1 protein-coding gene is annotated in these 311 nt (G+C 53.7%); it reads left to right on the top strand.

What is annotated here, in order from left to right:
* Positions 1-11: 11 nt before the first annotated feature.
* A partial coding sequence (locus tag CWC04_RS18735; protein WP_249326210.1) for an Ig-like domain-containing protein occupies positions 12-311 on the top strand: 300 nt, incomplete at its 3' end.

The raw sequence follows: 311 nt of genomic DNA, 5'->3' as shown, positions 1-311 counted from the left end.
CCGCGGGCGCAATGCTAACAATTTCAGCCACAGTGGGCGCAAGTGGTACATGGTCAGTCCCTGTTACAACAGCCCTTGCTGAGGGCAGTTATACCGTAAGTGCAAGCGTAAGCGATACAGCGGGTAACACAGCGACCGCCACAGGTGCAGGGGAGGTTGATACCATTGCGCCAACGCTTGATTTAACCAGCCCAGGTTCAAGTAACGATGTTACACCGACTCTAAGCGGCACCAGTGATGCGGTTGAAGGCACCGTGATCACCTTTACGGTTATCGATGATTTAGGGGCAGAGCAAACCTTTACCACCACC

This window comes from Pseudoalteromonas sp. S2893 (genome assembly GCF_005887105.1).
In the GTDB taxonomy this organism is placed as follows: domain Bacteria; phylum Pseudomonadota; class Gammaproteobacteria; order Enterobacterales; family Alteromonadaceae; genus Pseudoalteromonas; species Pseudoalteromonas atlantica.
This window is presented reverse-complemented; position numbering and strand designations above follow the sequence as displayed.